This is a genomic window from Eisenbergiella sp. OF01-20, assembly GCF_003478085.1.
Taxonomy (GTDB): Bacteria; Bacillota; Clostridia; order Lachnospirales; family Lachnospiraceae; genus Eisenbergiella.
This window is the reverse complement of record NZ_QUES01000021.1, coordinates 1-19,809: the sequence shown is the minus strand read 5'-3', so window position 1 is coordinate 19,809 and position 19,809 is coordinate 1. Positions and strand designations below refer to the sequence as shown.

The window sequence follows — 19,809 nt, the reverse complement described above, 5'->3', positions numbered from 1 at the left end:
ATATTTTGTCATCACAATATGTGGTAAGCCCTTCCTAAAAAAAGTGGAAAATTTTTTGGAGAAAGATAGGATTTACATAACTTTCCACCAGACACCCGGTAAGGAGCATTCCTAAAATAAAAATAAGAGTCCCCGCCCGCACGGCGGACAAGCCTGCATGCTTCCCTGCTGCGTTCCCCGGATAGCGTGCGGTCCGCATTCGTTCCTGGAACCCCTGGCACCACCGGAACAGAAGAAGGTATGCCGGAGCCAGAAGCAGTATCTGCGGGAAAATTCCTCCTGTAAAAATAAGAATGCCCCGTATCCCATACCGTATGGACAGAACGGACAAGATGGTGCCCGCACAGAACCCGGCCCAGATCAGATACACACTTACCGCAATGCTTCCCACTCCCGCAAGGGTAAGGGCAATCAGCAGTATTGCCGGTGAAAACCGCTCTTTCATACTGTAAAAAAACAACATGGGCTTATCTATATCCAGTACTCCCATACGTCCCACACTGAAGCTGTCCAGAAAATCCGCGTTTCCCACAAGGCTTTCCTGCCCCACATAAATAAGAGCAAGTCCTGCTAAAAAACCGGCTATAAAGAGAGCCAGGATACGTCCATTCAACTTTGTCTCGGCCAAACCGCCTCTTTCCATACAAAAAATCCCCTTTGCCTGCTTTTTTCAATATATGCACCGTACCAAGCGCACATGCATGCAAAGGGGCCGCATCCGCCCAATTAAATCGCTTCACGACAGGCCGGATACTTCCTGCTGCCCCGTTTTCTTACGGTCTGCGCAGTAAATGCGCAGGCCTGCCTGAACTGTTACTGTTACAAGGGATCAACTGCTACTTCCTGTATTTGGCACGGTAACTCATAATCGCAGAAATGGTTTTGGAGTCTTCGATTTCTCCTGCAAATATTTTTTCACATAATTCATCAACCGTGTAAGCTTCCACATCAATATATTCATCTTCATCCAGATGCTGGCTTCCGGGGATTAAATCCGTTGCTACATAAATATCTATTTTCTCATTGCAGAAGGCTACGGTAGTCCGGATCGTAATCAGCCACTGTATCTTTCCCGCGCGATAACCTGTTTCTTCTTCCAGCTCCCTTGCCGCCGCTTCCTTTGTGGGTTCGTCCGGCCCGTTCAGGCCCCCTGCCGGGATTTCCAGAGTATACCGGTCAAGGGCATTCCGATACTGTCTCACCAGCAGAAGTTTTCCATCCGCTGTCACCGGGACAACAGCAGCAGCCCCCTGATGCTTGATAAAATCCCATTTGACTACTCTGCCGTTGGGTACCTGCACAGTATCCTTGTAGAAATCAATAATGGAGCCTTTATACACCAGTTCCCTGTCCAAACGTTTAAATTCGTCCGCCATTCCTCTTTTCTCCTATCCTCAATATTTAAAAGCCCTGCAGGAATACCTGCAAGGCTTTTACAATTGCTATTTTGCGTAATCAGAAACACGGCTTTCTCTGATAACATTAACTTTAATCTGTCCGGGATATTCCAGTTCCGCTTCAATCGCTTTGGAAATATCACGTGCCATCAGTATCATGTCCGCATCCGATACCTGTTCAGGAACTACCATAACGCGAATCTCTCTACCTGCCTGAATAGCAAAAGATTTGTCCACACCTTTGAAATTGTTTGCAATGTCTTCTAACTGAGTTAATCTGCTTGTATAAGTTTCCAGGGTTTCTCTTCTCGCACCCGGTCTTGCCGCAGAAATCGTATCTGCAGCCTGGACAATACATGCAATCAATGTAGTAGGCTCCACATCACCATGATGGGATTCCACCGCATTAATAACCGTTGCGGATTCCTTATACTTTTTACAAAGTTCCACGCCAAGCTGAATATGGGAACCTTCCATTTCGTGATCCACAGCTTTACCGATATCATGCAGTAAGCCGGCACGTTTGGCCATTCTCACATCTAAACCAAGCTCTGATGCCAAAAGTCCTGACAGCTGAGCCACCTCTATTGAATGCTTTAACGCGTTCTGTCCATAACTTGTCCTGAACTTTAATTTGCCCAGTAATTTTACGAGTTCCGGATGAACACCATGAACACCAACTTCCAGTATCGCGGATTCCCCTTCCTCTTTAATCATAACTTCTACTTCTTTTTGCGCCTTTTCCACCATTTCTTCAATTCTTGCGGGATGGATACGTCCGTCAACAATAAGCTTCTCAAGCGCAATTCTTGCTACTTCCCTTCTGATTGGATCAAAAGAGGATAAAATTACTGCTTCCGGTGTATCATCAATGATTAAATCCACGCCGGTTAAGGTTTCAAGGGTTCTGATATTCCTTCCCTCTCGTCCGATAATTCTTCCCTTCATCTCATCATTAGGAAGCTGTACCACGGAAATAGTCGCCTCCGACACATGGTCAGCCGCACATCTCTGAATAGCTGTAACCACATATTCCCTGGCTTTTTTGTCTGCTTCCTCTTTGGCCCTGCTCTCCATATCCTTGATCATCACGGCCGATTCATGCTTCACTTCATCTTCAACAATTTTCAATAAGTAATCTTTTGCCTGTTCGGAGGTCAAACCTGAGATTCGTTCCAGTTCCTGTACTCTCTGCTCATTCAGCTTCGCGATCTCTTCCTTCTGCTTTCCTAATTCCTCTTCCCTGGCTGCCAGCACGGATTCCTTCTTTTCGATGGCATCCGACTTCTTGTCCACGTTCTCTTCCTTCTGCTGCACTCTTCTTTCAAAGCGCTGCACCTCGGCTCTGCGTTCCTTGATCTCCTTATCCAGTTCGTTTTTGGCACGAATGGATTCTTCCTTCACTTCCAGCAGTCCTTCCCGCTTTTTGGATTCCGCGGTCTTTACCGCATCATCGATAATCTCTCTTGCCTTGTCTTCGGCGTTGCCGATTTTGGTTTCAGTTTCTTTCTTCCTATATGCAGAAGTTACTGCAAACGTAACCGGGATAGAAATCACCAAAGTAACCGCTACTGCTATTACATAACTAAGCATAGACAGGAGCACCTCCTTATTAAATTTTCATTGTGCGAATATCTGTTATAGAATGTATGTACGCCAAACATTCTTATAAGCGATTTTACAACACTTCAATTTTAATAAATAACAGGTATTATGTCAAGTAGAAAAGCATATTCTCACCAATTTTCATAACTTTTGCACAAGATTACCTGCTATTCCCAGGAATTTTCCGCTCCGTAATCCTCACAATTCATGGCTCTGCGTATCTTATCGGGCGAAAAACCTTTCCTGTATAAAAAGGCCTGCACCCGTCTTTTCTCCTTTAAATCGGCATGCTCCGCGTCATAATGCTTCTTTTTCAGCAGCTCTTTGATCATCCCTTCCTCGTCCTGAAGCCCATCCTCCTCCTGAACGATACGCATGGCCTCTTCGATGCCGTTTCTGTCGATCCCTTTGCGCCGCAGTTCCTCTTCCATGCATCTGCGGCTTTTGCGTTCCATATAGGCAGACACATAGCGTCTGGCATAGGCCGCATCGTCGATATATCCGAAGGACTCCACATAGGCTAAGGCTTCCGCTATTACAGACGGCGGATATTTCCCCTGGCGGAGCTTGTCCTCCATCTGCTGTCTGGTATATTCCCTGGACTTCAGCAGATTCATACAGCGCAGTTTAGCCCTTTTGGGAAGCACATGTTCCATAATTTCATCAAATACATCCTGTGCCAGCTCCCGGTTTTCAGAAATGCCGTATTTATGAAGTTCGCCTTTGTACAAAACAAAGGCGAATTCTCCGTCAATACTGACTGCATATTTTGTTTTATTGACTGGTTCTGTTTTTGTAATAAGCATTTTTTACTCTGCCCTTCAGGCCTTTGCCGCGTCCTTGGACTGGGCTTTTGCAGGTTCTTTTCCCTCTTTTGCCGCTTTTCCATCCGCAGCGTCCTTCGCTGCCCCCGCCTTCTTGTCGGGATCTTCTTCTGCCTTCTTCCCGTCAAGCTCATAGAAGGAGCGCACCTTCTGCTCGATTTCCGCGCAGATGGCCGTATTCTCTTTCAGGAAGTTCTTTGCATTCTCCCGGCCCTGGCCGATTTTATTGCCTTCGTAAGCAAACCAGGCACCGCTCTTGTTTACAATATTCAGATTTGCCGCCAAATCCAGGATATCACCAACCCTGGAGATACCTTCACCGAACATGATATCGAATTCCGCTTCCTTGAACGGAGGGGCTATCTTATTCTTAACCACCTTGACACGGGTACGGTTACCAACCACTTCCCCGCCCTGTTTCAGGGATTCGATTCTTCTTACGTCCAGACGGATGGTGGAATAGAACTTCAGCGCACGTCCGCCGGTGGTAGTTTCGGGATTACCGAACATAATACCCACCTTTTCACGCAGCTGGTTGATAAAAATAACCGTACAGTTGGACTTGCTGATTACCGCCGTCAGCTTTCTGAGGGCCTGGGACATCAGCCTGGCCTGCAGGCCCACATGGCTGTCTCCCATATCCCCGTCAATCTCGGCCTTGGGAACCAAAGCTGCCACGGAGTCCACTACAACAACATCAATCGCGCCGGAACGCACCATCGTCTCCGTAATTTCCAGAGCCTGTTCTCCGTTATCCGGCTGAGAGATATAAAGGTTGTCAATATCCACGCCGATATTCTTGGCATAAACAGGATCCAGCGCATGTTCCGCATCGATAAAGCCGGCAATTCCGCCCCTTTTCTGTACCTCAGCAATCATATGTAAAGTGACCGTAGTCTTACCACTGGACTCCGGTCCATATATCTCAACAATTCTTCCCCTGGGAATGCCTCCCAGGCCCAGCGCGATATCAAGGCTTAAAGACCCTGTGGGTATCGTCTCCACATTCATCTGTGTGGAAGGATCTCCCAGCTTCATTACGGCACCCTTTCCGAACTGCTTCTCAATCTGTGATAACGCGGCGTCAAGTGCTTTTAACTTTTCTTCTTTTTCCATTATTTTCTCCTTCTCTTCCAGAACAGACGTTCTCTTTTCATATAATAAAACATCTGTTCGTATTTGTCAATTCCCAACTTTACAATCAATATATAAAATCCGGTGTCCGATAAAACTCCCTCACAGGCATCCCTCCTTCTTTTTGTATTTGCTTTGAAATTATAGGCGAAATGCCAGATATGCAAAGCAGATGTAACAGACAAGGCCGCTCCGGGAACGAAGCGCCTCCAGCCAAGATATGCTGTTATGATTGTAACACAGCCGTGCAGGAAATTCCACATAAAAGTACGGTGTATGCGCCTGTATTGCAAAACAGCGCGGCCGGGAATCGCAACAAAACGGCTCCGGACTGTTGTCCCGGAACCGTTTTGACCGCCGTTCGGACACGTCCTGAAGACAGACGTGCTTTCCGGCAATAGCGTGTGTTTGAAAATTCATTCCTGCAATCTGCACGCACCACTCTAGATTTTTTTCATATAACGTTCGTAATCCTTGATTGTGGCTGTGACCCATCCGCTGCTGGTGCTGGTAGTATAATTAAATCCGATTTCCAGGCCTACGGGAGTATAAAAAATAATATTGGTATCGGAATCCGACAAGAAGTCCTGGAGCTGTTCATCGGACATTTCATCCACCGCCTGGGCCGTCCCGTTCTGGTAGGCATCCTGATCACGGAATGCCTCGGCAAGCTGCGGCGTATATTCGATCATCTGCCCGTTGTCCATAAGTTCGCCGCTGACCAAATCTATATTGATACTATAAAGGGAAATATAGGACTCCATATTCATGGCATAGGACTCCCTGAGCACGATGCTTATCTTTTCTTCATCCATATAAGTCACATAGCCCTGGCTTGTGGAAGCGTAATACAGATCATCTTCCTCCTGCTGCTGTCTGTAATACCCATAAAGGTTGCTGTAATAGGTAGCCTCATACTTGATTTCTTCATTTAACTCATCAAGATGAGGAATGTTACCGCCCTTCAGCTGGGGGTATCTTCCCTGTGTGGTTGCCCCCGTTTCGTCATCCACATAATCATATTCTTCCCATTCCACGGTGTAGCTGAGATCATTTCGTATGGAATTGGCAAGTGTGACATAGTAGTCATCCGCAGGGCTGGGAATATAATCCTCTTCTTCCGGTTCGGATTCATATCCGCCGTAATTGTCTTCCTTCTCATCATACCCGCCGTTTCCATCCGGAATGCTCTCCGGCTCCGCCGTTTCCGCGCTGCCATATACTCCCTTATAATTGGAAAGGCCGCTTCCGGCTTCTTTCACCGTCCCCCGCACGATCACATAGACAAGCACCAGGACAATACAAAGAAGAACCGCTATAACTGCAATGATAACCGCCGCCAGGGTCCGTCCGTTATTCCGTTTCTGGGGACCGCCGGGATAAGCGCCGTAAGGGGGATAAGGCGGGATCTGTCCCTGGTACCCTCCCGTTTGCCCATAGGGTGTGCCGTAGGAGCCGTTCTGTGCCCCGGGCATCCCGTAGGAGCCGTTCTGCGGGCCGTAGGGCGGCACATTCTGCTGTCCCTGCTGTCCGTAGGGAGGAACGTTCTGCGGCCCGTATTGGGCGTTCTGCGGGCCATAAGATGTATTCTGTGAACCGTACGGGCTATTCTGTGCGCCATATGGAATATTCTGCGGCCCATAGTTCTGTGCCCCATTGGAAGGGTTCTGCGGCCCATAGGGAACATTCTGTGAATCACCGGAAGGATTCTGCGTATTGCAGGAAGCATTTTGTTCTCCGCAGACAGCCTGCCCGTCAGGGATTTGGGATTCGCCGGGTAAAGGCCCCTCCCCGGATGCGCTTTCTTCTGCCGGAGCCTCCTCTCCCTCTTTCCGGCTTTCCTCCGCCGGTAATTCCCCGTTCTCCCCAGCCGCATTAAATAGGGAATCCGTTTCTTTTTTATTTCTGTCATATCCGCAGCTTATGCAGACACCGTTTTTCATCAGCGCTCCGCATTCCGGGCAGAAACCATATTCTTCATCCTCGTACATACTATTTCCTCCATGCTCAGGCAGAATTCATGCCGAAAGCTCTCATTGCAGGGCAGGACCTACACTTATTTTCCAAACGTCTTCTGACTGTAATACTCCAAAATACACTGTCTCATCATCGTCAAAGCGGCGGATACCGCCGTTTCCCTTATTTTAGCCCTGTTCCCGCTGAAATGGAATTCCCTGACCTGTGTGGTTCCGCAGACATAGCAGCCCATATACACCAGTCCAACCGGCTTTTCCTGGCTTCCGCCATCCGGCCCGGCAATCCCCGTTATGGAAAAAGTGACATCCGCTTTGGTGAGCAGCGCCGTCCCCCTCGCCATCTCCTTGGCCGTCTGGGGGCTTACCGCTCCGTATTTGTCCAGGGTTCCTTTTTTCACGCCGGCTATTTTCCTTTTCGCTTTATTAGAGTAGGTAATATAACCGGACTTGAACACCTCGGAAACACCAGGTATGTTAATCAGTCTGGCGGCAAGCATTCCGCCTGTGCAGGATTCAATGGTGGAAACCGTAAGTTCATTTGCAAGCAGCAAATCCACCACCGCTCCCTCCAGGGAAACCTCTTCCTCCGTGGTATATACCGCGCTGCCGAAACGGGATTTCAGTTCCTTCACCACCGGCTTCACTTTTCTTTTGGCCTCTTTCTCATCTGCCGCACGGGCCGTAACCCGCAGATGAACCTCTCCGGTCTTGGCATAAGGGGCGACTGTGGGATTTTCCATATTTTCCAAATCCGTGATCAGGCTTTCCACCTTACTTTCCCCCATTCCGCAGATTTTCACTGTCCTGGAGAAAATAATACCCGGTTCCAGCGGATTCTCCAGTCCGGTAAGATAGGGGGCTATCCTGTTTTCAAACATGGGCTTGAGTTCATTCGGAGGTCCGGGAAGCAGAATCATACGCTTCTCCCCTTCCGTAAGGATAAGCCCCGGAGCCGTTCCGTTGTCATTATCAACTACGAGTGCACCCTCCGGCACAAGAGCCTGTTTCTTATTATTGTCCGTCATTTCCAGATTCCGCTCTTTGAAAAAAGCTTCGATCCGCTCCAGGGAATGGCCGTCCATTTTCAGTTCCCTGTTCCACACATCCGCTGCCGTCTCCTTGGTCAAATCATCCTGCGTAGGCCCCAGTCCTCCTGTGAGGATCAGGATATCCGACCGCTCAAGCGCTGTGCGCATCACTCCGGCCAGTCTTTCCCGGTTATCGCCCACCACGGTCTGATAATAGCAGGACAAACCCAGCCCCGCACATTTTTCCGCCAGGTACGCTGCGTTAGTGTTAACGATGTTCCCGAGCAGAAGCTCCGTCCCTACTGAAATTAATTCTACTACCATACCGAACCTCTTTTCTTTACTTCTGGTCAGCCAGGCAATCTTTGTTCTTAACCAGATAGTCTGCCAGTGAAATTACCGTGAGTATCAATGCAATCCACATCACAATTGCGGTTACCAGGGAAAGTGCCTGGATATCGGCAATCATCAGGATAATCATCACCATCTGGAAGGTGGTTTTAAATTTGCCCCAGTAGCTTGCCGCAATAACAACGCCGTTATCCGACGCCACAAGCCGGAAACCGCTGATAATGAATTCCCTGCTGATGATGATTATGACGATCCATGACGGGATTTTTCCCATCTCCACCAGACAGATCAACGCGGAGCAGACAAGAAGCTTATCCGCCAGGGGATCCATGAATTTCCCGAAGGTGGTCACCAGATTATATTTTCTGGCAATCTTGCCGTCCAGCAAATCGGTGAGGCTGGCTATTACAAACAAGGCCAGGGCGATCCATTTCGCCACACCGGCCCCTCCTATGGGAACCAGCATAAAAACCACAAAGGGTATTATCATTATCATTCTCACTATTGTCAGCTTATTCGGTAAATTCATCTTCCAGCTCTCCTATCAAATCATATTCATACGATCCCGTAATACACACATTCACGAAATCACCGGTCATCAGCTCCCTTGAGGTATTGATAAACAGCAGTCCGTCCACATTCGGCGCGTCCTTGTAGGTTCTTGCCACATAGGCGTTCTCCCCGTCCACCTTTCCCTCAATCATGGCAGGAAGCCTCCTGCCCTTCATGTTCTCCGCCTTTTCAAAAGCGATCTCCTGCTGAAGCTCCATAAGCTCCGCCTGGCGTTCTTCTTTTATTTCCTGGGGTACCTGGTTCTCCATCTGTGCGGCAGCCGTCCCTTCTTCCAGGGAATAGGTAAATACCCCAAGTCTGTCAAATTCCAGTTCGTCCACGAAATTATATAATTCTTCGTGATCTTCCTGTTTTTCACCGGGGAAGCCGCTGATAAGCGTGGTGCGCAGACAGATATCCGGGATTTCCTCCCGCAGTTTCCCGATGCGTTCCCGCAGTTCGGCCTGATTGGTACGCCTGCCCATCTGTCTGAGAATCCGATCCGATGCATGCTGGATCGGCATATCCAGATAATGGCAGATTTTCGGTTCGTTTTTAATGGTTTCGATCAGCTCATCCGTAATTTCCTCCGGATAGCAGTATAAAAGGCGGATCCAGTAAAGCCCGGGGATCCGGCACAGCTCCTGAAGCAGCCGGGGCAGCCTTTTTTCGCCATACAAATCCTTCCCGTAAACGGTAGTTTCCTGGGCAACCAGGATCAGTTCCTTTACACCGCCTTCCGCCAGTTCTGCCGCTTCCTTTACCAGAACCTCCATGGGAACACTCCGGTAATTCCCACGTACTTTGGGTATGATACAATAGGTACAGCGCTTATCACAGCCCTCCGCAATTTTCAGATAGGCGAAATGGCCGCCTGTTGTTACGCTGCGGTGCTTTCCATAAACCAGTGCCGCATCCGGATCCGTAATGTGATTGCGTTTCTGCCCGCCTGTCACCTCTGCGATAGCCGCCACCACACTGTCAATAGCCATCGTTCCCAGGATCTCATCCACTTCCGGTATTTCCGTCTGTATCTCTTCCTTATAGCGCTGTGCCAGGCAGCCGGCTACAATCAGCGCCTTCAGCTGTCCGCTTTTTTTAAGTTCTGCCATCTCCAGGATGGTATTAATACTTTCTTCCTTGGCATCCCCGATAAAACAGCAGGTATTCACCACCGCCGCTTCTGCCTCCGCTTCCTCATCCGTGAAGGTATGCCCGTTTGCCGCCAGCATACCCAGCATCATCTCGGTATCCACAAGATTTTTATCGCAGCCCAGGGAAATAAATAAAATCTTCATATTTTTTTACGAAAAAAGAGAAATGCACACGGCAATTTCTCTTCTCCCTTCCCCCATTTTACTCTTCTGTTTCTTCATCCCCGAGAATCTTAATCTTGCCTTCATTCAGTTCTTCCACTGCAACGGATAAAGGCTTCATGCCTGTTTTCATATTTACCAACGGCTCATCGCCTCCGATAATCTGCCTTGCCCTTTTTGAAGTGGCCATTACGATGGAATAACGGCTGTTAACTATATTGGTTTCGCCGGGCTCCACATCGCTGTTCACTACTTTCATTAAATCGGTATAAGAGGGATGTAACATGTTTCATTCTCCTTTCACTAAAGCGTCCAGTTCGGAACGCATATCAGCTATCAATTCTTTATTTCTCTGCGGGCTTCTGCGTGCGGCGTTAATGATGCCGTGCATCTCCTTCACACAGTCGTCCAATTTATCATTGATTATGATATAATCATAATTTTCAATGCCTTCTGCTTCTTCCGCCGCGCGGCTGATCCGCTGGCAGATGATTTCTTCACTCTCCGTCCCTCTGCCCTCCAGCCTTCTGCGCAGTTCCTTTGCGCTGGGCGGCATAATAAACAGGAGAAGGGTTTCCGGAAACTTATCCTTCACCTTAAGGGCTCCCTGGATTTCAATTTCCAGTATCACATCCCGCCCGTTATCCAGGCAGGCTTCCACATATTCCCTGGGCGTTCCGTAGTAGTTGTCGCAGTAGCAGGCATACTCTATCAGCCCGTCCATTTCAATTGTCCGCTCAAAGGTTTCCCTGTCCACAAAAAAATAGGATTTTCCTTCTTCTTCTCCCGCTCTGGGTTTTCTTGTGGTCATGGATACCGACAGCGCGTAATTGTCATAGGTATTGATAAGTTCCTTCATCAATGTTCCTTTGCCTGCGCCGGAAAAACCGGAAACGACAATCAGGATTCCCCTATGCTTCATCATTATCCTCCCGTTCGGCCTGTGCCCGGTTTGCAATGGTTTCCGGCAAAAGTGCGGAAAGCACCAGCTGTCCGTTTTCCATTACGAGCACCGCCTTTGTCTTTCGTCCCTGTGTTGCGTCCACGGCCGTCCCTGCCTCCCTGGCAGTCTGCACCATCCTTTTAATGGGTGCGCTATCCGGGCTGACCACCGCTATGATCTTTGCAGTATTTACAATATTGCCAAATCCAACATGAATAAACTGACTCATATCTTCCTCCGGATCTATACGGCTCACAGCCGTTATTCAATATTCTGGATTTGTTCCCTGACCTTCTCAATCTCGGTTTTCAGCTCTATGGCACGGTTGGAGGTCTCCAGATCATTTGCCTTGGAAAGAATGGTATTGGCTTCCCTGTTCATTTCCTGCGCGATAAAGTCCAGCTTCCTTCCAATACTTCCGCCCGTCATCAGGGCATCCCTGGTCGTTTCGATATGACTCCGCAGGCGGACCAGTTCTTCATCCACACATACTTTATCGGCGAAAATAGTCACTTCCATAAGCAGCCGGTTTTCATCCACCTGCGTATCTTCCAGAAGTTCCTTTACCTTATCCCGAAGTGTCTGTCTGTATTCTGCGATAATCTGTGGGGATCGTTCTTCAATAAATGCCACACTTTCCAGCATACCGTCCAGCTTGGCCGTCAAATCCTGTTTCAGGTTCTCCCCTTCGGTAAGCCTTGTCTGGGCCAGGCCCTCAGCCGCCCCGCGAAGAGCCTTCTCCAGGCTCTTCCATATTCCCTCTTCGTCTATGTTCTGCTCCTCCATGGAGAAAACCTCGGGAAATCTGGATAAGGAAGAAACCCTGATATCGTTGTCCAGGGAAAACTCGCCTGCCATCTGTTTCAGATACTCCATATATTCAGCGGCGATATCCCTGTTGTACTTAATGGTTACATTGTGCTCTGTAAAATCCTCATAAGATATGAAGACATCCACTTTACCTCTCTGGATATATTCCTTTAGGAGGCTGCGTATGGATGACTCGAAGAAATTCAGTTTCTTCGGCATCTTTATGCTCACATCCAGGTATCTGTGGTTCACGGATTTCATTTCCACGGTAAATTTACGCTCGGCCTCGCTGATCTCACATCTGCCGAAGCCAGTCATACTTTTTATCATCAGTATTCCTCCAGAAGATACATTCCCATAATTCATTTTATTATAAAGCACCTTCCGAAAGTAGTCAAGGATTTCATTTTCTGCCGTTTATACCGGATTTACCAAACTTTACAAAATCCCTGCCATAGTTGACACTTCCCTTCCTATAACCTTTCCCCTAAAAACGCTATACTGGTACTATCAAAGCAAACAAAGAAAGGTGCATAAACAATGAATACAAATATGAACATAAGCCCCGGCAAGCCTCTCCTTGATACGAATCTTGACACAAACTTCCTGAAGCTGATCGCCATAATCAGCATGCTGATTGATCATATGGGGGGTGTGTTCTTCCCGGAATATCCTGTTTTCCGCTGGTTTGGCCGTCTTGCTTTCCCTATTTTCTGTTATTGCATGACCGTAGGGATGCTCTATACCAAAAATATCCGAAGATATCTGGGCAGGCTTGGTCTGTTCGCCGTTATCTCCCAGCCGTTCTGGATACTGGCCTTCAATCCCCAGGATATTCTGGGAAATCTCACAAACTGGAATATTTTCTTTACTTTATTTATAAGCCTTCTTTCCGTATGGGGCTTTAAAGAAAAGAAGTGGTGGCTTTTTATCCTCGCCTTCCTGGTTATCGCCCTGTGGAATTTTGATTATTCCTATACCGGCATCATCCTCATGCTCATATTCTATCTCTGCAGAAGGAAACCGGTTCTCGGAGCCTGCCTGTATGCGCTGACCTATCTCCCTGCCCTGTTTATGGCATCTCCCGGGGATCCTTTGAATCTGGTGCTTGGCGGACATAATATCGGTTTTGAAGCCGGGGCCCTGTTCGCCCTTCCCCTGATTTTCCTGCATACCAATACCTCCCTGAAGATTCCCAAATGGTTTTTCTATGCTTTTTATCCTGCCCATCTGGGACTGATTGCCCTGCTGCGTTACCTGCTTGGCTTCTGAGCACTTGTTCTCTTTTCCATCTTCTGCTATACTGAATCCAACAGCATTTATTCTACCGCACAGAGAACACAGCCGGTATTACGCGCGGCTGTGTTTTTCCCGCAGAAAGGACTTTTGTATGGCATTCGACGGCATAACCATTGCTAATATAAGAAAAGAACTGGAAGATACGCTGAGCGGAGGACGTATCTTTAAAATCGCCCAGCCTGAACCGGATGAGCTTCTGCTGACCATAAAAAACAATGGGGCACAGCACAGGCTCACCATTTCCGCTTCGGCGTCCCTGCCCCTTATTTATCTGACAGAGAAAAACAAACCCAGTCCGATGACCGCCCCCAATTTCTGCATGCTGCTGCGCAAGCATATTCAGAACGGGAAAATCATAAGCATTACCCAGCCGGGGATGGAGCGTATTCTGAATTTTGAAATCGAGCATCTTGATGAAATGGGCGATCTTTGCAGGAAACTGCTGATTGTAGAGCTGATGGGCAAACACAGCAACATTATTTTCAGCAGCCCGTCAGGCACCATTATCGACAGTATCAAGCATATTTCAGGACTGGTAAGCTCGGTGCGTGAGGTTCTTCCCGGCAAGGAATATTTTATTCCCCATACCCAGGATAAAGAAAATCCACTTTCCGTAACCAGGGAAACCTTTATGGCACGCTTGTCCGCAGGCAGTATGCCTTGCTTCAAAGCACTGTATACCAGCTTCACAGGCCTGTCTCCCGCAATAGCCCATGAAATCTGCTACCGGGCGGGGGGAAACGCAGAATTTTCCACAGCGGCCCTGGACGAAACAGGAAGGGAAGCCCTCTTCCGCTGCTTTCAGGATATCATGGATTCGGTGCGTGCCGGCAGTTTTGCGCCATGTATTGTGTATGAAAATAATGCGCCGTCGGAGTATGCCGCTCTGCGGCTTACCTCTTATCCCGAGAACGCAAGAAAGGACTATGATTCCATATCCCGGCTGCTTGAAGATTATTACGCAGAAAAAAATACCATAACACGTATCCGTCAGCGTTCCTCCGATCTGCGGCGGATCGTGTCCACCGCGCTGGAACGGAATGTCAAAAAATATGATCTGCAGCTGAAACAAATGCAGGATACGGAAAAAAAGGATAAATACCGGGTCTACGGCGAATTGCTGAACACTTACGGCTATGATGTGACGCCCGGTTCCCGTTCCATGACGGCATTAAATTATTATACCGATGAAGAGATTACCATTCCTTTGGATCCCACTCTGACGCCGGGAGAAAATGCGAAAAAATATTTTGACAAATACAACAAGCTGAAAAGGACTTTTGAAGCCTTATCCCAGCTCACCCTGGAAACAAAAACGGAAATTGAGCATCTGGAATCCATCAGCAATTCCCTGGATATCGCGCTGAAGGAAGAGGACTTGGTACAAATCAAAGAAGAATTGATAGAGAGCGGTTATATCCGAAGAAAAGGCGGAACAAAAAAAGTTAAAATTACAAGCCGTCCCTTCCATTATGTGAGCAGCGACGGGTATGATATTTATGTAGGGAAAAATAATTTTCAAAATGATGAGTTAACCTTCAAGTTTGCCGCGGGCAACGACTGGTGGTTCCATGCCAAAGGGATTCCCGGCTCCCATGTGGTAGTAAAATCCCGGGGAGATGAACTCCCTGACAGCACCTTTGAGGATGCGGCACGTCTTGCGGCCCATTATTCCAAAGGGCGCGGCCAGGAAAAGGTGGAGATTGATTACACGGAGAAGAAGAATGTGAAGAAGCCCGGCGGCGGAAAACCCGGCTTTGTGGTATATTATACTAACTATTCCATGATGATAGACTCGGATATCACCGCTTTAAAACAGCTTGAGTAAAATACCCGCAGGGGTCTAATACCCCGCAGCGAGCTGCGGGGTATTTGACCCTCGCGGCGGTCGCCAAGTGGATGCACTCGTGCATCCGTTTGGCTCGTTGCCCGCGGGAATAAAGAAAGGTTTCTATTATGAAAAAAATTTATAGACCTTTACAGCAGGATGAAATTTTATCTGTTTATGAAACCTGGGGTTCTTCCCATTTTCCGGATGATGAACGCAAACCGCTCTCTTCCATACGCAGCCTGATCGATCGGAAACAGTATTCGGGTTACGGCCTGTTTTCCCGGAAAGGGGAAACGGAATCGATTCTGGGATATGCCCTGCTGCTGCATGATGCAGAAAAAAAGAAAATGCTCTTGGATTATTATGCGTTTCTGGAGGAACACAGGAACAAGGGGTTTGGCAGTATTTTTCTGCAGAATATGAGAAAGCAGACAGATTTCCCCGGCTGCTTTCTGGAATGCGAAGACCCTGATACCGCCTCCTGCGGCGAGGAAAAGTCGCTTCGGAAAAGAAGAATCGGTTTTTATCAAAGAAACGGTGCTTTTCTTACCCAAGTACGTGCCTGTCTGTTTGGGGTAACCTACCGAATGCTCTGGCTTCCCTCCGCTGGAGATGTTGGAACGGAAGATGGTTCCCTCGGGGCTGTCGGAACGGATAGCATTTCTCCTGCCGAGGCTCCCGATGCGGATAGCCTTCTTACTGCCGACGGCAGGAAAAAGAACGAAGTACCGGAAGGGGACGAGGCCTTTTTGCAGGATCTTACGGATTTTTATCTTTCCGTTTTCCCACGTTCTGTATTTGATAATAATATAAAGCTCTGGCTTCCCTGAAAAAAGCCATTGTACGGCGTTTATGCCGCGCAATGGCTTTTCAGCTTTTCTTACAGTGTTCCTGAAGTAAACAGACCCTTTACATGGTCAATTTCTTCCTGGCTGGCCTTCTGGGCCGGTACATAATAGGATTTATCCCTTGCGATCTGGTAAAGCTGCTCCTGGGACTGCTCACATGCTGCACGCATCTGTTTCAAAGCGCTTTTCAGTTCTTTATTTTCTGTCTGAGGAATCATTTCCCCAAATCTGACAAGTTCACCGTTAATACCTGCCAGAGTATCAGATACCATTGTTTTTTCCTGCATCATGGTTATTCTCCTCCTTACTGCAAAAATTTCATAAGCTGCTGTTTATTTTCCATTGCGGATTTTGCACCCTGTTCAAAGAACTGTTTTACTTTCGTGTCCTCTGCACAGGAAGCGTATTCCTTCATTTTGCAATGAGAAGTGTCATAACCGCCAATCAGATGGCGCAGGTTCTGAAGATCGAGTTCTGATAAATTTGCCATGTCCATACCTCCATTCATTTTGCTTCTGCCTTTATATTGTGCGCATTCATGAACGGGAATATACCGGCAAGTTTTTACATACCCAAATCCGCATAAGGAATCGTCACTTCCGTATAGCCTGCCGCATAAGGTGCGATTTCATAAGGGGAGGAATAAAATACCACACCTTCCACGTTAAGGTAATAGGAATCCATGAAGTCCGTTTTTGCGTTCAATGTCTCCGCCGCGTCTTCAAAAAATCTGTTTTCCGTATCTTTTTCTACCAATTCCAGGAATTTACCTCTTACCATGGTATTCAGCTCATCCCCAGATTTGTTTATCAGGCCCGACAGGGTCAATTCTTTTCCTGTTTCCGAGTCAAAAAGGAAAGTAAGCCTTCCCGGCATACCGTGTGCGCCGCCTTCATAGGTATAGGATTCATGGAATACAGATATTATATTATCCCGTGCGACTACTCCGCCCACCGTAAAATCTTCTTCACTGGGCGGCATAGTAAAGGTTTCGGTTTCTTGTGTTTCCGACGTCTGGGCATTTTCTTCCTCAGTACGGTATTGAAGCGCATAGCCCACGATGGATTCGGGATTCTTTTCATAGTCTTCCATTTTGCCGGAAATCCACTCCTGGTAAAATTCGTTTATTTTTTTCTCGCCTTCTGTATCCCCTTCAAAAACCGGGTATTGGATTTTGACGGTACACGCCAGCTGGCCTTTCGGCGTAGACCAGGATTTTTCTTCCGTTTCCAGATGATACGAGTATGCCCCCGCCTTCATGCTGCCTCCTTCGGAAGAAGTCTGGGTCTGTGTTTCCTCCTCTGCCGTCTGTGTGGCAGCCTGCGTGGTTTCTGCGGGACTTGTGGTTTCCTGTACGGTACTGCTTTCTGCCTGTCCTGCGGTTCCGGCGCTTTCCTCATCTGTTTTTCCCGTACAGCCCGTTAACAACAGGGCTGCAGTCAATGCCAGACACATAAATTTTTTCATGCGATTTCCTTTCCTCTCTGTTTTTTTCTATATTTTTTATCCTTCCCAATGAGAAGGTTTTTAAACGTACGAAAACCATCCGAAACCGGTTTTTTCAACCGTTCCGAATGGTTTCCCCCCTTATTCTTACACATACATCCACAAGAACTCTGAATTTTTTATCCAATCAGCCAATCATACATTTCCTGGTATTTTTTTGCAGATACCTGCCAGGAAAAATCTGCGGCCATTCCCCGGTCCACTATTTTATTCCATTCCCTCTTTTTATCATAGAAAATCCGTTCCGCATACCGGATGGCGCCCAGCATTTCATGGGCATTATAATTCATAAAACTGAATCCTGTGCCTGAACTTTCGAATTCATTATAGGGCTGAACGGTATCCTTCAGCCCGCCGGTCTCCCTTACAATAGGAACGGTCCCGTAGCGAAGGGCAATTAACTGGCTGAGTCCGCAGGGTTCAAAAAGGGACGGCATCAGGAAGGCGTCACAGGAAGCATATACTCTGTGGGATACGGCTTCCGAATAATAAATCTGTGCGGATACCTTGCCGGAATACTTCCATGCATAGTGGCGGAACATGTTTTCATATTGTTCTTCCCCCGTTCCAAGCACCATAAGCTGGATATTATCCTGACAAAGTTCATCCATGACGTAAGCAACGAGATCAAAACCCTTCTGATCAGTAAGCCTTGATACCACACCGAGCACCATCGCTTTATCATCCTGATTCAGACCGAAATCAGCCTGAAGGGCACGTTTGTTTTTAATCTTTTCTTTGCGGAAATTGACTGCATTAAAGGGATGCGTTATATACTTATCCGTTTCGGGATTGTATTCCTCATAATCGATGCCGTTTACAATTCCCCGCAGGTCACCGCTGCGTGCGCGGAGCAGGCCGTCCAGCGCTTCTCCGTAGAAGGGGGTCTTAATCTCTTCCGCATAAGTATCGCTCACGGTAGTAACCGCGTCTGCATAAACAATACCGCCCTTGAGCAGATTGGCATCTTTATAGGCCTCCAGCTTATCCGGCGTGAAAAATGACATAGGTAAACCGGTGATGTCCTGTACCTCCTTAATGCTCCATTTGCCCTGGAATTTCAGGTTATGGATCGTCATTGCCGTCTTGATTCCGCGATAGAAATCGCTTCCCTGGAACCGTTCATGAAGATAGACGGGAACAAGCCCCGTCTGCCAGTCATGGCAGTGGATTAAATCAGGGCGGAAATCAACAACGGGAAGTATGGACAGCGCCGCTTTGGAGAAAAATGCAAATTTCTCGATTTCGAACAATGCATTATCACAATAAGGCTTAAAACCGTTAAAATAAAATTCATTATCTATAAAATAGTACTTTACTCCGTCATATTCGGCTTCCAGGATCCCCACATACTGGTTCTGCCAATGGAAATCCATATAAAAATGGGTTTTGTAATTCAGTCTGTCCTTCATTTCCTGGGACATACATACATATTTGGGCAAGATTACACGTACGTCATAATATTTTTTATCGATGCATTTGGGCAGTGAACCTACTACATCCGCCAAACCGCCTGTCTTTATGAACGGTACGCCTTCTGAGGCCACAAATAAAATTTTCTTCATGCTGAATCCTCCCGTAATTTCTTAATACCTTCCCCGCTGGGCTTACAGATATTATACATCATTACGGCATTTAATAAAAGGTTAAATTTTATATTGAAGCCTTATTTTGTCTGCGATGAGCGCAATGAACTCGGAATTTGTCGGTTTCCCTTTGCCGGTATTGATGGTATAGCCAAAGAGGGAATCCAGTGTTTCCATCTTTCCCCGGCTCCATGCCACTTCGATAGCATGTCTGATCGCACGCTCCACACGGCTGGGTGTGGTCTGGTATTTCTTGGCAATAGTAGGGTACAGGATTTTGGTGATGGAATTGAGCATCTCGATATCTTCCACAGACATCATAATGGCTTCGCGCAGGTATTGGTAGCCTTTGATATGGGCGGGAACGCCGATTTCATGAATCATGTCCGTTACATCCTTTTCCAGGTTGTGGGCGGCGGCAGGTTTGGCAGCGGCTTCTTCCTCTTTTGTTATCTCTGACAAGGATGAGGTACCGGATGCCGGTACGGTTATCATTATCTGGAATTCTTTATTCGTTTTCATCAGATCCGTGAGGATCTGCACCACTCTTTCGTTGTCTTTTCCTGCGCTCATGCGTAACTGTTCCATATATATCCTCCATTCCAACAGAAATCTTTTTCTTTCTGTCTCTTCCTGCATTAATTATATAAGAATGACAATTTATGGCAACCTTCTTTCGTCGCATAAAAGGCGGTGTATCGTGTTTTTTCGGGGGTTATCGCGGGATGGGAGGGCGAAATATGGCGAAAGGTGGGGAAAGCTGGCGATAGATAGCGGGAAGGGTGGGGGAGAAATGAGAGGGA

Annotated in this window: 21 protein-coding genes; 3 read left to right on the top strand and 18 right to left on the bottom strand. The window is 47.6% G+C overall.

Annotation, left to right across the window (positions count from 1 at the left end):
• Positions 1–34: 34 nt before the first annotated feature.
• The 13 genes from DXA36_RS20900 to DXA36_RS20835 all read right to left on the bottom strand — a co-directional run bounded on the left by DXA36_RS20900 (position 35) and on the right by DXA36_RS20835 (position 12,266).
• Complete coding sequence (locus tag DXA36_RS20900; protein WP_118681393.1) at positions 35–643, bottom strand: stage II sporulation protein M; 609 nt, start codon at positions 641–643, stop codon at positions 35–37.
• Positions 644–836: 193 nt separating this feature from the next.
• Positions 837–1,376 carry an NUDIX domain-containing protein gene (locus tag DXA36_RS20895; RefSeq protein ID WP_118681392.1) on the bottom strand — a complete coding sequence of 180 codons (540 nt, stop codon included), beginning with the start codon at positions 1,374–1,376 and terminating at the stop codon, positions 837–839.
• Positions 1,377–1,442: 66 nt separating this feature from the next.
• A complete protein-coding gene (rny, locus tag DXA36_RS20890) occupies positions 1,443–2,990 on the bottom strand; it encodes a ribonuclease Y (protein ID WP_118681391.1) in 1,548 nt (515 codons plus the stop codon).
• Between the two features lie 179 nt (positions 2,991–3,169).
• Positions 3,170–3,808: a regulatory protein RecX gene (locus DXA36_RS20885; protein ID WP_118681390.1), complete on the bottom strand. Its 639-nt coding sequence runs from the start codon at positions 3,806–3,808 to the stop codon at positions 3,170–3,172.
• Between the two features lie 15 nt (positions 3,809–3,823).
• Entirely contained in the window at positions 3,824–4,942 is a 1,119-nt protein-coding gene (recA, locus tag DXA36_RS20880; protein WP_118681389.1) for a recombinase RecA, read from the bottom strand.
• A 461-nt stretch (positions 4,943–5,403) separates the two neighbouring features.
• Positions 5,404–6,951, bottom strand: coding sequence for a hypothetical protein (locus tag DXA36_RS20870; RefSeq protein ID WP_118681387.1), 1,548 nt, complete (start codon positions 6,949–6,951; stop codon positions 5,404–5,406).
• 65 nt (positions 6,952–7,016) lie between these two features.
• A complete protein-coding gene (locus DXA36_RS20865) occupies positions 7,017–8,288 on the bottom strand; it encodes a competence/damage-inducible protein A (RefSeq protein ID WP_118681386.1) in 1,272 nt (423 codons plus the stop codon).
• Positions 8,289–8,304: 16 nt separating this feature from the next.
• Positions 8,305–8,844 (bottom strand): CDP-diacylglycerol--glycerol-3-phosphate 3-phosphatidyltransferase, encoded by a 540-nt coding sequence (pgsA, locus tag DXA36_RS20860; RefSeq protein ID WP_118681385.1) that lies wholly within the window; start codon positions 8,842–8,844, stop codon positions 8,305–8,307.
• Positions 8,828–10,165, bottom strand: a complete 1,338-nt coding sequence (gene rimO / locus DXA36_RS20855) for a 30S ribosomal protein S12 methylthiotransferase RimO (RefSeq protein WP_118681384.1) — start codon at positions 10,163–10,165, stop codon at positions 8,828–8,830. The genes pgsA and rimO overlap by 17 nt, the downstream gene beginning before the upstream one ends.
• Positions 10,166–10,223: 58 nt before the next feature.
• Positions 10,224–10,469, bottom strand: a complete 246-nt coding sequence (gene rpoZ / locus DXA36_RS20850; RefSeq protein WP_009252996.1) for a DNA-directed RNA polymerase subunit omega — start codon at positions 10,467–10,469, stop codon at positions 10,224–10,226.
• Between the two features lie 3 nt (positions 10,470–10,472).
• Positions 10,473–11,105, bottom strand: coding sequence for a guanylate kinase (gene gmk, locus DXA36_RS20845; RefSeq protein ID WP_118681383.1), 633 nt, complete (start codon positions 11,103–11,105; stop codon positions 10,473–10,475).
• Positions 11,095–11,355, bottom strand: a complete 261-nt coding sequence (locus tag DXA36_RS20840; protein ID WP_009252999.1) for a DUF370 domain-containing protein — start codon at positions 11,353–11,355, stop codon at positions 11,095–11,097. The genes gmk and DXA36_RS20840 overlap by 11 nt, the downstream gene beginning before the upstream one ends.
• A gap of 32 nt (positions 11,356–11,387) precedes the next feature.
• Positions 11,388–12,266 carry a YicC/YloC family endoribonuclease gene (locus DXA36_RS20835; RefSeq protein WP_118681382.1) on the bottom strand — a complete coding sequence of 293 codons (879 nt, stop codon included), beginning with the start codon at positions 12,264–12,266 and terminating at the stop codon, positions 11,388–11,390.
• A 210-nt stretch (positions 12,267–12,476) separates the two neighbouring features.
• On the opposite strand from DXA36_RS20835, the gene DXA36_RS20830 reads away from it, so the two are divergent.
• From DXA36_RS20830 to DXA36_RS20820, 3 genes are all read left to right on the top strand, one after another.
• Positions 12,477–13,208 carry a TraX family protein gene (locus DXA36_RS20830; protein ID WP_118681381.1) on the top strand — a complete coding sequence of 244 codons (732 nt, stop codon included), beginning with the start codon at positions 12,477–12,479 and terminating at the stop codon, positions 13,206–13,208.
• Positions 13,209–13,326: 118 nt separating this feature from the next.
• The gene (locus DXA36_RS20825; RefSeq protein WP_118681380.1) at positions 13,327–15,063 is read left to right on the top strand and encodes an Rqc2 family fibronectin-binding protein; all 1,737 of its coding nucleotides are present in this window, start codon (positions 13,327–13,329) and stop codon (positions 15,061–15,063) included.
• Positions 15,064–15,191: 128 nt separating this feature from the next.
• Entirely contained in the window at positions 15,192–15,896 is a 705-nt protein-coding gene (locus DXA36_RS20820; protein WP_118681379.1) for a GNAT family N-acetyltransferase, read from the top strand.
• Positions 15,897–15,946: 50 nt separating this feature from the next.
• On the opposite strand, the gene DXA36_RS20815 is transcribed toward DXA36_RS20820, so the two are convergent.
• The 5 genes from DXA36_RS20815 to spo0A form a co-directional block, all read right to left on the bottom strand.
• Positions 15,947–16,201 (bottom strand): spore coat protein, encoded by a 255-nt coding sequence (locus DXA36_RS20815; protein ID WP_118681452.1) that lies wholly within the window; start codon positions 16,199–16,201, stop codon positions 15,947–15,949.
• 17 nt (positions 16,202–16,218) lie between these two features.
• Complete coding sequence (locus DXA36_RS20810; protein ID WP_118681451.1) at positions 16,219–16,404, bottom strand: hypothetical protein; 186 nt, start codon at positions 16,402–16,404, stop codon at positions 16,219–16,221.
• Between the two features lie 74 nt (positions 16,405–16,478).
• Positions 16,479–17,381, bottom strand: coding sequence for a DUF3298 and DUF4163 domain-containing protein (locus DXA36_RS20805; RefSeq protein ID WP_118681378.1), 903 nt, complete (start codon positions 17,379–17,381; stop codon positions 16,479–16,481).
• Between the two features lie 158 nt (positions 17,382–17,539).
• Positions 17,540–18,985 (bottom strand): glycogen synthase GlgA, encoded by a 1,446-nt coding sequence (glgA, locus tag DXA36_RS20800; protein ID WP_118681377.1) that lies wholly within the window; start codon positions 18,983–18,985, stop codon positions 17,540–17,542.
• Positions 18,986–19,066: 81 nt separating this feature from the next.
• Entirely contained in the window at positions 19,067–19,501 is a 435-nt protein-coding gene (gene spo0A / locus DXA36_RS20795; protein WP_279221558.1) for a sporulation transcription factor Spo0A, read from the bottom strand.
• Between the last annotated feature and the right edge of the window lie 308 nt (positions 19,502–19,809).